This window comes from Microcoleus sp. D2_18a_B4 (assembly GCF_036702475.1).
Classification (GTDB): domain Bacteria; phylum Cyanobacteriota; class Cyanobacteriia; order Cyanobacteriales; family Microcoleaceae; genus Microcoleus.
This window is the reverse complement of sequence record NZ_JAUBTL010000002.1, coordinates 53,046-67,372: the sequence shown is the minus strand read 5'-3', so window position 1 is coordinate 67,372 and position 14,327 is coordinate 53,046. Positions and strand designations below refer to the sequence as shown.

Below are 14,327 nucleotides of genomic sequence, written 5' to 3'. Positions count from 1 at the left end.
GGAACGGGCCGGAGATCCCGTTCTTGACAATGGTGCAACATCTCAGGTTAAACAAATTTATTCCGTCATATCATGCCGTGTAAATCAACCAAAATTCCGCCTTAGCCCCTCTAAAATATAAAATCTAAAACAGTATAACTTAATCCCAAATTCAAAATCGGGATAAGAAAATGGGAAAACAACACTTGCATCGAATTCAACATTTTTTAAACATCGCGAAGTCGCATTTAAAGCCTTATTTGCGCTATTTGATTTTAGGCGGGACGTTTTTATTTATTGCCAAAGCTTTTTTAACTCACTGGCGAGAAGTCGCGAATATCCAAATTCGAGCCGAAAGTTTTCCGTTGCTGGCGATCGCCCTTGGCGTCACTTTACTTTCTCTAATTTTTGTCGGCTGGGTGTGGATGTTGATTTTGCGGGAATTCCGTCAACCTGTAACTGCCGCCTGGGCGATTCAAGTTTTTCTCAAAACTAATATTGCCAAGTATTTGCCGGGAAATATTTGGCATTTTTGGGGTCGAATATTGGACGCAAAAAATGCAGGAATTTTCCCGAAAGCTGCTACTCTTAGCGTGTTGCTGGAACCGCTGCTGATGGCTTCTGCGGGCGTTTTGATTGGGTTGATTTGTTTTGACAAATTCAATTGGTGGTTGCGGATTGTCGGTTGTGCTGCTATTTTAACGGCGATTCATCCCCGCATTTTAAATCCGATCGTTCTCTTTGTAGAGCGGTTAAAGTTATCAAAGAACAATGGGGAAAATTCCCAGGCTGGGGAGGCTGCGGGCGAGAAACTGAATTTTCGTGTAGAGTCTACCTCCAATCTAGCTAAAAAAACATCGAATGTCAAGTCCCGCCGCAAAATTAATTTGCCAATTAAACGCTATCCTTTAGTGCCGTTAATCGGACAAATGTGTTTTATCGGATTGCGGGGCTGCGGTTTTTTGCTAACGGTAATGGCTTTAACTCCGGTGAGCTTTAGCAATATTCCCAACTTGTTCGGTGCTTTTTGTTTGGCGTTTGTTGTCGGTTTAGTCGTACCGGGAGCACCGGGGGGAATGGGAGTATTTGAAGCAACGGCGATCGCCCTGCTGTCCGATCGCTTTTCTACGGGTATAATTCTGAGTGCGGTGGCTTTGTATCGGATAATTAGCATTCTGGCGGATGTTTCGGGTGCTGCTTTGGCAAAGCTCGATCGCCAGCGCGATCGGCACAGTAAAAAAAGGTGAATTTGAAATAAAATATTTGAGGAATATAATTTGCTGCGTTCGAGGAATCCCTGAATCGGGCAATGTAGTAAAAGCTATAATCAAAGTCGTGAGTGCCAACTCACAGACGTAGGTAAATTAGTTGAACTTTGGTTGACCGTGTAAATCCAATCATCTCACTGGCAGCAAATTCATCACCTTACAGGTTCTTTGAAATAATGACTCTAACCTCCGGTTAGCCATGACTCATAACAACAATCGAACGACAACAATTCGTTACCTTCTAATTACATCAGGTGTACTGGGGATCGGTGGATTAGGCTATCTTGCTTATACCCTGTTGCGCCAACCCAACGAAGTACGCTACTACGCATCCGAACAGCAATGTATTGTAGATGCGACGAACCAAAGCAACGGGTTCACCAAAGAGCAGTGTCAGGCCCAGTTCCGGTACGCAATGCAGGAATACGAACGCATTACGCCCGTGTATCGCACGCAGCCAGAATGCCAAGAAGACACAGCAAGCATTTGCTCGCAGGTATCGAATTCCAGCGTTGCTACCCCCGGATGGCGACCAGAGTTCGGCGGCTTCTATTTCACCGATGATGTCGATGATGATGCGCCTCCAACAGTGGTCAACGGCGTCAACGGCGGCTCCTACACGATTTATCCAGTGCAACCCGTTTACCGCTCCAACATCGGAATTGTAACTCCAGATAGAACCCAGATTACTCGTCCCCTACCGGGCATACCGCTAGATTCTCCCTACTTTTCCTCCAGTCGCGACACCCCAAATCGCCCCCCAGGCCACGCAGCTCGCGGAACCATCAAGGGACGAGGGAGCTTTGGTACTTCTGTCCGCTCCACGGCTCCTTTGGGAAGCGGAGGCAAATGACATCGATTCCGGTTGCACTCCTTATCATTGTTGACTGTTGACTGTTGACTGTTGACTGTTGACTGTGAGTCAAAAAAATGAAAATTGCGCGAATTATTTGTTGGCATCGGGATTCGACTTTACGCCCGACTTTCTAAGCGCGGATTTGATATCATTCCGGCGCAGGCGGAATTGATATGATGCAAGCATTTTTGAGCGGCGATTCAGGGAGCATCTCATATTTGCAAAAACACTTCTTTCTTCTTCCTTCTGACTCTTTTCTCCTGGCTCCTGACTCCTGACTCCTAATTCCAATTTCGAGCTTTGCTGCTTTCATTGAGATGCTCCCGCGATTCATCCCAAAACTATTTTTTCTCTAGTTCTTTTCTCTGTTTTTGTAAATCCTTGAGTTCCACACCACTAGCAAGGCGCTTCAACCATGTATCCCTTTTTGTTTCAGCGACGACGCAACTGGCAGCAGCACGTATTAGATAACGCCTACCAATGTCAGCCTCTTGCAGACATCAAGCAACGCTACTGGGCAGAAGCCTTAGACCGTCCCTTTGGGGTGATGTTTTCGCGCCAGGAAGAGGCGAGGCTCTGGGATGCTACTGAGGCTCTTTGGGATATGTGTCGGGAGTTTTTGGACTGGTTTTTCACGGCTGATGGCCTAGAAAATCGGATGAAAAAACTCGCTATTCCCCCTGCTTTCTGGGAAGCAATTCAGGTTTCGTGGGATCGGGTTGACGAAGCAGAAGATATGTCTCTTTATACCCGTTTCGATCTTGCCGTCACTGAAGATGGAAAAATTAGCCTTCTAGAAATCAACGGCGAAACTCCTCTCTTGGGTGCAGAAACAGTCTATCAATGGCTGTGGTTAGATGACATGAAAAAAACAAGCCGAGATTTGCGTTCGCTTCCCAACGATGCCAATCAGTTCAACAACTTTTGGGACGAAGTTGCGGGTCGATTCCGCACTCTAAGTCGTCATTATGATTTAAAGCAGTTCGGCCTGAGCTTGTTAATTGACGAGCATCTGTCAGAAGATACCGAGATGGCAGGACAACTGGTCGAAATTATTAATCAAGAATTGGGAAACGATCGCTTTTTCACCCAACTTGTAGGATTGCGTAACCATCTGGGCGTGGATGAAGAAGGATTTTTTGTCGATCAATTCAATAATCGGATTATGCGGCTGTGGAAAATCATCGATTGGCTGGATTTGCAACTTGCAAGCGAATCTTTTAACGCAGATGAAGCCCTAGCATCGCGCCTGATAGCGGGGGACGTGAAAATCATTGAGCCGCTGTGGAAACAGATTTTAAGCAATAAAGGAGCGATGGTGTGGATGTGGGAATTATTTGGCAACCACCCAGTTTACGCTCAATTCTTGCTACCGACTTTCTTCACAGATACTATCTCGATCGAATCCACAACATTACTGACCCAAATGCACGTCAAAAAGCCCCTCGTGGGTCTAGAAGGTGTTGGGGTTTCTATTGAAACAGGCGATTTTGTTGCCGGAGCCGTTCACGCCCGCGAGGCGATGGGCTACGATCGCGAAGGATTCATTATTCAGTCCTATCAACCCTTGCCCGAATATTTTGGCTACCACTTCGTCGTAGGTTCCTGGATTGTCGGCGATACTCCATCCGGCATGGTATTGCGCGGAGATACCAATCCGATCACCGGACGACATTGCTTAATCGTTCCGCATATCGTGAGCGATCGTCTGGTGAATACTTAAATTATAATTAGAAAAACTATGAAATTACAAACTCATGATGTCCGGGGAATTCCGATTCTTAGCAGTGAGTGGAGTGTAGATGAATTTATTGCCGATGAGTTTAAAATTCCCGAAGTCGCGCCTACAATTCAAGCTGGATTTATGGATCTTCTGAGCCGAGATGTGTTCTCTGAGGGAGACAGTCAGCCACTCTACGAACACCTCCTCTCTCGCAGTTCGGAGTTCTCGTTAGAATTCATGAGTGCGATCGAACTTTGGCTGCAAGACGAATTACGGCACTACGTTGCTCTACGTAAGGTCTATCACATGGTATCAGGTTTGTCCCCAGAGGCGATCGACCAAAAAAACCAGAGTCGGGTGCATGAACTCGAACCGATATCGTTTCTGATTGAGAACGAATTCACCATTCTAGTTGGTTTAATGTTTGACGAAATGGGTTCCGTGTGGTCTTATCACCGGGATATTAAGGAATTCTACCAACACTATGGGAAGGGCTTTGCTCGCGTAGGACATTTGGTCACGCAGGATGAGGGGCGGCATTTTAGGAATGCTGCGACTCTCATCCAACATCGCCATCCCGACAAAATCGATCGGATCGAACCCTTATTAGAAAAGATTAGCGAGATGGAAGCCAGTCTTGCTTATTATCCCAAGACTTTCTTTCTAGATCACGCTCAGGAAAGAGACCGCTTTCCGAAAGATTTTAATACCCAGGTGATTCAAAGAATTCTCTCTTTTTTCTAACAGAACTACCAAGTTAATCATCGGATTAAAATTATTATACTTTCCGTGCCGATCGAGCATCTCCAACCTGACGCAGCCTACCGCAACTTTCTCTTTCTCCTCTAACTCTCTCTGTGTCCTCTGTGTCCTCTGCGGTTAAAAACCAATACGGTTCAGTTAAAACTATTTATTCCGGGCGAGATCCCCCTAAATCCCCCTTAAGAAGGGGAGTAGGGGTTGACTTTGAGTAGGTTCTTGTCCCCCCCTTTTTAAGGGGGGCTAGGGGGGATCGAGCTTAACTGAACCGTATTGGGTTAAAAACTCTAATTCTTATATGAATTAAAGCATTTTTTCCAGAAATTGCTTAGCCCGATCGCACTTGGGGTTACTAAAAAACTCCTGCGGCGGCACATCTTCCGCCACCTTTCCGCCATCGAGAAACAATATCCGGTGGGCGACTTCCCGCGCAAAACCCATTTCGTGAGTTACAATTGCCATAGTAATTCCCGTTTTTGTCAAAGCTTTCATCACATCTAACACTTCTTTAACCATTTCAGGATCGAGTGCAGAAGTCGGTTCGTCCATCAACAAAATTTCCGGTTCCATAGCCAAACAGCGGGCGATCGCCACCCGCTGTTTTTGTCCCCCCGAAAGTTTAGAAGGATAAACCTCTGCCTTATCTGACAAACCCACTTTTTCCAGCAATTCTAATCCCTTCAGACGCGCCTCATCCTTAGCCACCTGCTTCACCTTTACAGGGGCATACATCACATTTTGCAGCACAGTCATGTGCGGGAACAAGTGGAAATGCTGAAAAACCATCCCCACTTTCTGGCGGATTTTCAGAATATCTACCTTCGGCAAAGTAATATCCACCCCGTCAATATATATGTGTCCCGAAGTCGGAATTTCCAGTAAATTCAAACACCGCAAAAAAGTAGACTTGCCGCACCCCGAAGGGCCGATAATGGCAATCACTTCTCCTTTATGAATCTCAGTAGTGATCTCGCGCAAAACCTTCAGATTGCCAAAAGATTTATACAGGCGATCGACCTTAACTGCTAGTTTGGAGTCTGCGTTCGAGTACATTGGCCCCCCAAGTTAAACTAAGCACCATCAAATAATAAATTGCGCCGACAAATATCAAAGGTTCAAAGTAAATATACTTTTCTGCTCCCACAATTGTAGCGCGGCGCAGCAAGTCTTCTACGCCAATTACTGAAACTAAAGCTGAATCCTTCAGCAAAGCAATACTTTCATTCACCAATGCCGGCAAAATATTTTTCAACGCTTGCGGCAAGATAATATCGCCCATCATCAGTTTGTAGGGAACGCCGAGGGATTCTGCGGCTTCTTTTTGACCTTTATCTACGGCTTGAATTCCCGCGCGGATTGTTTCGGAAATATAAGCCCCAGAATTCAGGAAAAAAGTAATCACGCCAGCTTGCAGCGCCGATATATTATAGCCTGTAAGCTGCGGCGTTGCAAAATAAACTAAAGTCAACTGCAAAATTAGCGGTGTTCCTCGAAAAATTGAGGTATAAGCAGTGGCAAACCAGAACAGCGGTTTAATGCTAGAAATCTTAAACAGAGACAGCACAATTCCCCAGATAAATCCGAGAAAGGCCGACAGCAAGGTAAAAGTTAGCGTTACCCAAAGCCCGGACAAAATATAAGGCAAACTCGGCAAGATTTTGCCAAAATCTAACCCGAACTTGGACGCTACCGCAGGCTGATTTGCTTGAGCCTGTTCTTGCGGAATCGGTCGAGAAAACCACTTAGTAGCTAGTTCCTTAATTTGACCGCTGGCTTTCATTTGCTGGAGGACTCGGTTGAATTCTGGAACTAATCTCGAACCTTTCGGAAAGGCGATCGCCGAACCGCTTTCTTCAGTATTCGGGATTGTGTTAAATTCCAAGTCCGGGTTCGCTGCTGCATAACCCGTAGCGACAGTATCCTCGATCACTCCTGCGGCGATGCGGTTCGATTTAATTTCTTGAATGATGTCAGGAATCCTATTGAGAGCAGCCAGTTGCACACCGGGCATTTTTTTCACAGCTTCCTGCTGAATGCTTCCGAGTTGAACGCCTACTTTTTTTCCGGCTAAATCTTCAGCTTTGGTCAAATTGCTGCCTTTATTGGCGACAATTGTATTTTGAGCTTCGTAGTAAAGGTCAGAAAAATCAACATTTTTTTTCCTTTCTGCTGTGGGAGTCATTCCAGCCATCACAAAATCGGCTCTTCCCGCCTGCAAAGCGGGAATTAAGCCGTTAAAATCCATGCCAACTACTTTCAGTTCGTAGCCTAATTTTTTAGTAATATATTTGGCAATATCGATGTCAAAACCGATGATTTCGTTGCCGCTAACAGCCGTATCTTTAAATTCATAGGGCGGGTAGTCTGGGGAAGTCGCCAGTGTTAAAGTCTTGTTGGCTTGGGCGTAGCTGGCGATCGCCATTAAACAAAAGGCGATCGCGATCGCCGCCACCAGCATTGATTTTAATTTTAAACGTTTCATATCGAACATTGTCCTAAAAAATCCCCTCGCCCAGAAAATATACCACAAATCGGAATCAAGTCACCATTGTAAAGGAAGATATATTCCTGGACGCACGGGTTTCCAGAAACCGGGTTTGATGGACAAACAAACTGCATAATTAGCCTTTAACAATGGTAAAAAACCCGGTTATAAAGGTATTAATCCGCCCGGGGCTAAAGATAGATAATTGTGCCACCAACTTATATTTAAAAAATGTCCGAAAGGCACAACTTTTAACATTTTAGAAAGTAAAGCTTGTCCGCACAACTCCCACCCATGTTGTACCGTTGTCCAAGTTGCGATCGGTATTTCTAATCATCCAGCATATTCCATTTATATGTGGTACAAGGTATTCAGTATATCAGAGCAAAAGCTGATTGGGCGCGGGTTCCTTACGATTTGTTGGAACTGATATCGAACCGGATTGTGAATGAGGTAAAGGGGGTGAACCGGGTGGTTTACGATATTACTTCTAAGCCGCCGGGAACGATCGAGTGGGAGTAATACCATTGTCGATTATTGATTTTCGATTTGGATAGATGCCGTCTGTAAGTCCTGTGTTAATTACAGGACTTACACAGAAAATTTATAGTCTAAGAGTCAACTGTCAACTGTCAACTGTGTTGAATAGTGTTGCAAAAATGCTTCCAGTTCTGTCCGTCCTTGTTGGGTAATTGAGTTGTAGAAGACTTCTTTTTGTCCATTGGGAGTGTAGAAACGATAGAAGCGTCGATCTCGATCGATTGGTCGCAGGTATACTAAGGGAACGCCAACAGATGCAAGGAGTCGGGCTTTTTTGCGATCGCGCATCTGCACCTCTGGGCGATCGTGCCAATGAGATTGACATTCTATCACGAGTTTGGCTTTGCGACTAGCACAATAACCGCGTTCCATCAAGGCGATATCGACTCTGGAACTCACCCAAAATTTCCAAAGTTCAATGGGAAGACGGGTGAAAGTTTCTGGACGGGAACAGATGATTTCTAGGGGAACTTGGGGACAGTAACGAAAGCGATCGCCTAAAATCATCTCTAGAATATCGATAGCGATCGTTTCTAACTCGTTGATAATTTCTCCGCTTTGGAATTGGGGAAATGAAGACAAAGAATTGTCATAGTCAAAGGCGTAGAGCATTAGTTTTATTTCCGATTAGGGTTAGTGGGAATTAAAGGGGTTGTAGATGACTGTCCAAGCGTTTGCACCAAGAGCGGTGGCAGTCCAAGCGCCCTTCTGGTAAGGTTTGCCTTCTTTCCGAGCGCGGTAGAGAGTTGTGGTGGATACCTCCAGCAGTTGTGCGGCTCTATGGGTTGTGCAGGATTGCTCTATTACAGTTGGGTGGGATGGGAGTTTTACTCTTCTCTTTTTGTTAAGGGAGTCGAGGGGAGTAGGTGGCTCGTCTGGGAAAAGGCTGAGTTGAAAGGCTGTCATAGAACGATTACCTGACTTTTGAATTACGGAGTTGAACTAATTCGAGAGTAGGCGTTTAGCTAGCGGGTGTCAGTCCCCAGTTATTTCCACTAACCGCCAAATTGGTGGAAGTTTTATTCCACCAATATCCTGAAACTATTTCTATACAAAGGTTTTAGACTTGGGGAGCGAGTTGCCAGTTTAGGGATTAATGGGTTAGACTCATTTCAAGGGCAAGGTGCTAACAGATACAAAGAGCTATGGAATTGGAAAGCTGCTGGAACGGTTGGGATATTTTTCTGAAGTGTAAAGCTGTTGGTGATAAAACGCTATCACCTACTGAAATAGAAGCTTTTTTGATAAGTTTTGCTCGGCAGAATATTGAAAAAAGTCCTCCCACAATTGCTTTGGAAATTTTGAAGCATCAAGATGTAGAAGCTTACAAGAAAACGATGGGTAGAGTTTACAGGAAATTTGGAGTCAAAGGAGGTAAAGGAAACTTTGGCAGATTGCGAAAGCAATTGGAACAGGAATATGCCAAATCAGAGCATGCTTCTCAGCCTTTCACGAGTGGATCTCAAAAGTTAACTTTTGAGCATATTGTGGAATCAATCAATGTAGATTACCAATCTCAGGCATCTTTGCGATATCACAGCAATACTCCTCGCAGTGGTGCTGTTGAGTTTGTTGGTCGCACGGAGAAACTTTCAGAATTGCACCAACTTCTGGAAAAAAACAATCAGGTAGTAATTGCGGCGATCGCTGGTATGGGCGGTGTTGGCAAAACTGAACTCGCGATCCAGTATGCTCAAGGCCATGCAGAAACCTACAAAGGTGGTATTTGCTGGCTGTATCCCAAACGTGGAGACATCGGAGTTCAAATTGTCGAATTTGCGATCGCGCATTTTCCAAACTTCACCTTACCCAATGGATTGACATTAGCTGGTCAAGTACAATTCTGCTGGCAACGTTGGGCGGAAGGTCAGGTGTTAATTGTTATTGATGATGTTGCAGATTACAGGCAAATTAAGTCTTATATACCATCTGAATCTCGCTTCAAAGTGTTGATTACAACGCGGGAAAGGCTTGGTAAACCGATTGCTCGTCTAGATTTAGATGTGCTGAAGCCGAAAGCAGCTCTAGCTCTGCTGAAGTCTTTAGTTGAGCGAGAAAGGCTAAAACGAGAGCCTTGGGTTGCTAGAAATTTATGCAAGTGGCTTGGTTATTTGCCTCTAGGATTGGAATTAGTAGGGCAATATTTGGCACAAGATGAAGATTTATCTTTAGCAGAAATGTTGCGACGATTAAAGCAGAAACGTCTAAGACATCCAGCCTTGAAAAATCCAGAACCAACAATGACGGCTCAACTAGGAGTTGCCGATGCTTTTGAGTTGAGTTGGGAACGCCTAAATGATGCTGAGCAGAGGTTAGGCTGTCTTCTGAGTTTGTTTGCTCCAGCGCCCATTCCTTGGAAACCCAATGAATTACAGCTTGCAATGAGTGAAGAAGATGCAAAAGCCATAAAAGAAGCATTAGAATCTCAGGGAATTACTCAGGAAATACTGGAAGAATTGGAAAACTCCCTAGAAGCGACAGAAGAAGCTAAAAATAAGCTTGTTAGATTGAATTTACTTCAGCCTTGCGGTGAGGGAATTTATCGGTTTCATCAACTTATTAGAGAGTTTTTTGGGCAAAAACTGGAAACACTACCAGAGGTAGAATATCTGAAAATTGGGTTTGTAACATTTATAAGCACGCTGGTACAACAGATGCCAAGTTCGCCGAATTACGACGAAATTAAGCAAATTTCACCTCTGATTCCTCATATAGAAGAAGTTGCCCAACAGATGATCGGCTATCTAAGTAATGAAGAGTTTGGCGATCCTTTCAATATCTTAGTCTCTTTTTATAGCAATCAGGGATTGTACGCATTAGCTGAGGATTGGTGTGAGACTTTTATAGAAAACGTAAAAATTCGTTTTTCTGGCAATCATCTTTTTGTGGCTGTTTTCCAGAAACGATTAGCAACTATTCTCAGATTACAAGGACGCTATGGTGAAGCAGAAACACTCTATAAAAAAGTATTAGAGGTTTTTCTAACTCGTTATGATAGGCAGCATTCAGTAATAATATCTGTTCAACACGAACTTGCGGTAATTTACCGTCTTCAATATCGGCTTAACGAAGCAGAGAGCCTATTAAAGAAGTGCTTACAGGATCTGTCACAAATCGACGATAATTCTTCTTTAAATAGTTTTGATGAAAACAGTATATATAAAAAAGAAGATATTTTTAGCAAGACTGAAAATTTGGTTTACAAGGCTCTATCATTTATAGAGAATTCCGGCCCTCAAGAACCTGATGTATTAATTACTGTTTTAAATGCTCTGGGAAATTTGTATAAAGATCAGGGTCGCTATAGAGAAGCTGAGGTTTTACTTGAGAAGACTGTAGAGCGTGCTGAAACTTTATTAGATAATTACCCTGCAATAATTGCTGTGTATAAAGGCGACTTGGGATTGCTGTACCAGCTTCAGGGTAAATATAAAGAAGCTGAATCTCTATTACTAGAATCTTTAGATAGCCTTAAAAGCTATTGGGGAGAAAATTGCCGCCATATAGCCCCTGTCCTCCAAAGTCTAGGAAATCTCTACAGCTTAAAAGGAGAGGAAATCAAAGCTAAAACATACTTAAAACAAGCTTTAGAAATTACGAAAAAATTTTTCGGTGAAAATAATCTTTATTATGCCGATAATCTCAACGAATTAGGACTACTTTACACGGAGCTAGGTTGTGATAAAGATGCGGAGCCTCTATTGATACAGTCCTTATATGTAAGGGAAAAGTTAATAGGTAAAAATAATTTAGATTATGCTAATACTTTAAATAACTTAGGTCTACTATACTGGTATCGTAACCAATATAAACAAGCAGAAGCTAGGTTTATAGAGTCTTTACAGATAAGAAGAGAAATTCTCGGAGGACATCATCCAGATGTTGCCTCATCTTTCCATAATTTAGCAGACTTGTACTGCCTACAAGGGAAATTTGACGAAGCAGAGGAGTTGTGGAAGAAAGCTTTCAAAATTGCTTTGAAGACTTTAGGACAGGAACACGAAGATACTAATATGTATCAAGAAAAACTGCAATGTATGCCGTCAATTCGCACACTTACTGCTGAACTTAGGCAAAGGATAATGAAGCCCTGTCCGCCGGCAAGATTTGCATTAGCAGATATAGAATCAAAACTTAAAAAATCATCAAGAAAGAACCGTAAAGCTCAAAAATTTAGAAACGAGAGGCAACCTCGTGCTTCAATCATTGAGGGTATTAGTAGTAAGGAAATCTTTCAAACTCCTGAGTTGTTTTACAATTTAGTTCCAGTAGCTCAAAAAATATTATCACAATTGAGTGAGGATATTAAACAGCAAGCTGTTAAGGGTTATCAGCAATTGGGGAAAGGAATTGTCTTAATTGAAGTACAAAAATCGTATGACAAACTGAATAGGACCTATGTAACACAAAATAATTGTATAAAGGCGTCCCAAAATGCTCCAAGTGAAATGTGGAATTCAATTCTGATGTTGTTGGAAATGTATAATCAAAAAGATTACTTTATTGTGCTGATTGTAGATCCATTAGAAAATCCTGGCTCGAACACTTGTCATCACTATATGATGCCCCTATAAACTAAAGTTTCAGTTTTTCAACTGAAAATGATTAAGATTGAAGGTTGAGATGTACATCTGCGTTATCTGGTTCGGTGGTAAGAGTGCGATCGCACTCACTCCTCCAAATCCAACTCGATCGAAACATTTGTTCATTTTTCTCTGAATTAAGAGAATCGTCCGCTAAAACAGAGTAGGAGAATTTCCGCTACGATCGAGAGTAGATAGGCTAGCACCAGATAAAATAAAGTAAAAATTCCATCCGCACTACCCGTTGAGATGGCTGCGAGCTCTCGGTTCAAAAGTGGAGATTTTGCTACCTTGGCATTTGCGGGGGGAAATGGCTACAGAAATTCAAAATACTTGGAATTTATACAAATAGAAAGACAGAAATCGACGACAGCCGATCGATCTATTGTGGAAAACTTGCCGATTTCTGTGGAAAACCCCCCTTTTCCTGTGGAAAACAGCAATTAAATTAAGTGCGATCGCTCTAACCCGATTGATAGGATTTAAAAAATTGGAGGAATTGCGGTAAGTAAAAATACTTTCCCGATTCTTCAATTAATCCGTATATCCGTGTCAAAATCACTGGTTGTGCCTTCATTTTTCAGAATCGTAGCTAATTTGGTCGGACTCGTAAGCCGGGGGCTCAACATGAATTAAGATGCGTACAGGGCTGAAACGTTCTTCCAAACGGGCTTCTACTTCTTCTGTAATCCGGTGAGCTGTTTCTACATCGACAGCATCCACAATCATGTGCATATCAATAAATACTTGACGCCCTACCACACCACGGGAGGCGATCGAGTGACAGTTAACAACCCCCGGTACATCGATCGCGATCGCGTGAATAACTTCCGGTGCGATCGCCATTTCATCCACCAACCAAGGCAGATTTTCTGTTAAAACCTTCCAACCGCTGCTAAATACCAAAACAGCCACAGGAAAAGACAAAAACACGTCCAGGAATTGCAGTTGAGGTATGTTTAAAACCTGGCCTTGCCAAACACCGATCAACCCGCCGATGACCATAATTGTCACCCAAACATCGCTCATCGTGTGCTGAGCGTCAGCCACTAAAATCGCGCTACCGAGACGTTTGCCAACTCTGCGCTCGTAAAAAGTGACAAAAATATTAATCCCCAGTACAATGAGCAAAATCCACAGTTCATTTGGGGATATTTTGACAACTTTACCCCCGTTAATCAGCCTTTCGACAGCGCCGCTGAGAATTTCAAAACAGGCAATTCCCAGAAAAGCAGCAATTCCCAGAGCTCCGAGAGCATCAAATTTTTGGTGTCCGTAGGGATGATCGCGATCGGGCTGCGGATTAGCATAATGATTAGTTACCAATCCTAAAATATTATTAGCGCTGTCCGTGACACTGTGCAAAGCATCTGCCAGCAAACTCAGGGAACCAGTCAGCCATCCCACGCCTGCTTTAATTGCCATCACCAGCAAATTTAGCAATAAGGTAATTATTAAAACCTTGCGGACTTCGGAACGGTTATCGGCAACCATAAACTCTCCTCGATCGGCCGTCAAGTTTTCTGGTTTCTAGTTTAAAGCTTATCAAGTCATAACAGGTTAAAACTCTTGCTGAATCTAGCTTGCGACTAGATTTATATTCATTAATTTAGCCTAGCTTCTTGAGACAATTTTTAATTAATAGCAGTTTTGCCGCCCAATTTAGCTGGCAGGTACTTCTTTTAGGTTATTGTATATTTTATCATTAACAATAGTATGTTAAATTTCATTGCCCATGTCTCTTTCTCCGCTGACACTGAATTTAGTCGAAGGTTCTGTCTCCTTTAGCTTTTCCCCGCAAGCCGCGCGGGATTTGCAAAGCGAAATTGCAGCTTTGATGGAAAGCTTGAAAGCTGTAGCAGCCAAAACCGCTGGTGCTAAAGCTTCTCCCCAAAAACCGATGGAATATCGGTATGCAGGAGATGTATTTTTAGAAGTTTTCTGCAACCCGAATATCTGGCCAACTCCTTTTGCTGCGAAAGTGCTGATTACGGTTCGGGACGATCGCGTGCGCGTCACCACCGAAGCCGAACTCAGCCGCCTGCGCGACGATCTCGCTCAGTATATCGAACAAGTCGGTTGAGATTCTCAACCTCGATCGTTTGTAGTTAATAGGTTGAATCTGAGTTCAGAT

13 protein-coding genes and 1 pseudogene are annotated in these 14,327 nt (G+C 43.4%); 8 read left to right on the top strand and 6 right to left on the bottom strand.

What is annotated here, in order from left to right:
* The first annotated feature begins 170 nt into the window (after window positions 1–170).
* Together QUB04_RS01650 and QUB04_RS01645 are read left to right on the top strand one after the other, a co-directional pair.
* Window positions 171–1,226, top strand: a complete 1,056-nt coding sequence (locus QUB04_RS01650) for a UPF0104 family protein (protein WP_333280291.1) — start codon at window positions 171–173, stop codon at window positions 1,224–1,226.
* Window positions 1,227–1,446: 220 nt separating this feature from the next.
* Window positions 1,447–2,100: a DUF1190 domain-containing protein gene (locus tag QUB04_RS01645; RefSeq protein ID WP_333280289.1), complete on the top strand. Its 654-nt coding sequence runs from the start codon at window positions 1,447–1,449 to the stop codon at window positions 2,098–2,100.
* A 151-nt stretch (window positions 2,101–2,251) separates the two neighbouring features.
* Here QUB04_RS01645 and QUB04_RS01640 read toward each other — a convergent pair whose 3' ends face one another.
* Window positions 2,252–2,416 (bottom strand): hypothetical protein, encoded by a 165-nt coding sequence (locus tag QUB04_RS01640; protein ID WP_333280287.1) that lies wholly within the window; start codon window positions 2,414–2,416, stop codon window positions 2,252–2,254.
* 102 nt (window positions 2,417–2,518) lie between these two features.
* Here QUB04_RS01640 and QUB04_RS01635 point away from each other — a divergent pair, with 102 nt between their 5' ends.
* Both QUB04_RS01635 and QUB04_RS01630 read left to right on the top strand, forming a co-directional pair.
* On the top strand, window positions 2,519–3,826 hold the full coding sequence (locus QUB04_RS01635; protein ID WP_333280285.1) for a glutathionylspermidine synthase family protein: 1,308 nt from the start codon (window positions 2,519–2,521) through the stop codon (window positions 3,824–3,826).
* 18 nt (window positions 3,827–3,844) lie between these two features.
* Window positions 3,845–4,570, top strand: coding sequence for a hypothetical protein (locus QUB04_RS01630; protein ID WP_333280283.1), 726 nt, complete (start codon window positions 3,845–3,847; stop codon window positions 4,568–4,570).
* Window positions 4,571–4,888: 318 nt separating this feature from the next.
* On the opposite strand, the gene QUB04_RS01625 is transcribed toward QUB04_RS01630, so the two are convergent.
* On the bottom strand, window positions 4,889–5,638 hold the full coding sequence (locus tag QUB04_RS01625) for an amino acid ABC transporter ATP-binding protein (protein ID WP_333280281.1): 750 nt from the start codon (window positions 5,636–5,638) through the stop codon (window positions 4,889–4,891).
* Window positions 5,604–7,067 carry an ABC transporter substrate-binding protein/permease gene (locus tag QUB04_RS01620; protein WP_333280279.1) on the bottom strand — a complete coding sequence of 488 codons (1,464 nt, stop codon included), beginning with the start codon at window positions 7,065–7,067 and terminating at the stop codon, window positions 5,604–5,606. Before QUB04_RS01620 ends, QUB04_RS01625 begins: the two co-directional genes overlap by 35 nt.
* A 393-nt stretch (window positions 7,068–7,460) precedes the next feature.
* Between QUB04_RS01620 and QUB04_RS01615 the strand changes: the two are divergent.
* Window positions 7,461–7,592 (top strand): annotated as a pseudogene (locus QUB04_RS01615) (GMP synthase (glutamine-hydrolyzing)); the annotation flags it as partial.
* A gap of 96 nt (window positions 7,593–7,688) precedes the next feature.
* On the opposite strand, the gene QUB04_RS01610 reads toward QUB04_RS01615, so the two are convergent.
* A complete protein-coding gene (locus QUB04_RS01610) occupies window positions 7,689–8,222 on the bottom strand; it encodes a DUF2726 domain-containing protein (RefSeq protein WP_333280277.1) in 534 nt (177 codons plus the stop codon).
* Window positions 8,223–8,243: 21 nt separating this feature from the next.
* Window positions 8,244–8,516 (bottom strand): hypothetical protein, encoded by a 273-nt coding sequence (locus tag QUB04_RS01605; RefSeq protein ID WP_333280274.1) that lies wholly within the window; start codon window positions 8,514–8,516, stop codon window positions 8,244–8,246.
* Between the two features lie 239 nt (window positions 8,517–8,755).
* Between QUB04_RS01605 and QUB04_RS01600 the strand changes: the two genes are divergently transcribed.
* Both QUB04_RS01600 and QUB04_RS01595 read left to right on the top strand, forming a co-directional pair.
* Window positions 8,756–12,184 (top strand): tetratricopeptide repeat protein, encoded by a 3,429-nt coding sequence (locus tag QUB04_RS01600; RefSeq protein WP_333280272.1) that lies wholly within the window; start codon window positions 8,756–8,758, stop codon window positions 12,182–12,184.
* Window positions 12,185–12,442: 258 nt separating this feature from the next.
* Window positions 12,443–12,640, top strand: coding sequence for a hypothetical protein (locus tag QUB04_RS01595; protein WP_333220235.1), 198 nt, complete (start codon window positions 12,443–12,445; stop codon window positions 12,638–12,640).
* Window positions 12,641–12,766: 126 nt separating this feature from the next.
* Here the strand turns inward: QUB04_RS01595 and QUB04_RS01590 are convergent, their stop codons facing one another.
* Complete coding sequence (locus QUB04_RS01590) at window positions 12,767–13,687, bottom strand: cation diffusion facilitator family transporter (RefSeq protein WP_333280270.1); 921 nt, start codon at window positions 13,685–13,687, stop codon at window positions 12,767–12,769.
* Window positions 13,688–13,928: 241 nt separating this feature from the next.
* Here QUB04_RS01590 and QUB04_RS01585 point away from each other — a divergent pair, with 241 nt between their 5' ends.
* A complete protein-coding gene (locus QUB04_RS01585) occupies window positions 13,929–14,276 on the top strand; it encodes a hypothetical protein (protein WP_015174783.1) in 348 nt (115 codons plus the stop codon).
* Window positions 14,277–14,327: the final 51 nt, after the last annotated feature.

What these genes read in the sequence shown, in the direction of transcription:
- QUB04_RS01650 (WP_333280291.1), top strand. Translation starts at nt 171, where the DNA reads ATGGGAAAACAACACTTGCATCGAATTCAACATTTTTTAAACATCGCG.
- QUB04_RS01645 (WP_333280289.1), top strand. Translation starts at nt 1,447, where the DNA reads ATGACTCATAACAACAATCGAACGACAACAATTCGTTACCTTCTAATT.
- QUB04_RS01640 (WP_333280287.1), bottom strand. Translation starts at nt 2,416, where the DNA reads ATGAAAGCAGCAAAGCTCGAAATTGGAATTAGGAGTCAGGAGTCAGGA.
- QUB04_RS01635 (WP_333280285.1), top strand. Translation starts at nt 2,519, where the DNA reads ATGTATCCCTTTTTGTTTCAGCGACGACGCAACTGGCAGCAGCACGTA.
- QUB04_RS01630 (WP_333280283.1), top strand. Translation starts at nt 3,845, where the DNA reads ATGAAATTACAAACTCATGATGTCCGGGGAATTCCGATTCTTAGCAGT.
- QUB04_RS01625 (WP_333280281.1), bottom strand. Translation starts at nt 5,638, where the DNA reads ATGTACTCGAACGCAGACTCCAAACTAGCAGTTAAGGTCGATCGCCTG.
- QUB04_RS01620 (WP_333280279.1), bottom strand. Translation starts at nt 7,067, where the DNA reads ATGAAACGTTTAAAATTAAAATCAATGCTGGTGGCGGCGATCGCGATC.
- QUB04_RS01610 (WP_333280277.1), bottom strand. Translation starts at nt 8,222, where the DNA reads ATGCTCTACGCCTTTGACTATGACAATTCTTTGTCTTCATTTCCCCAA.
- QUB04_RS01605 (WP_333280274.1), bottom strand. Translation starts at nt 8,516, where the DNA reads ATGACAGCCTTTCAACTCAGCCTTTTCCCAGACGAGCCACCTACTCCC.
- QUB04_RS01600 (WP_333280272.1), top strand. Translation starts at nt 8,756, where the DNA reads ATGGAATTGGAAAGCTGCTGGAACGGTTGGGATATTTTTCTGAAGTGT.
- QUB04_RS01595 (WP_333220235.1), top strand. Translation starts at nt 12,443, where the DNA reads ATGGCTGCGAGCTCTCGGTTCAAAAGTGGAGATTTTGCTACCTTGGCA.
- QUB04_RS01590 (WP_333280270.1), bottom strand. Translation starts at nt 13,687, where the DNA reads ATGGTTGCCGATAACCGTTCCGAAGTCCGCAAGGTTTTAATAATTACC.
- QUB04_RS01585 (WP_015174783.1), top strand. Translation starts at nt 13,929, where the DNA reads ATGTCTCTTTCTCCGCTGACACTGAATTTAGTCGAAGGTTCTGTCTCC.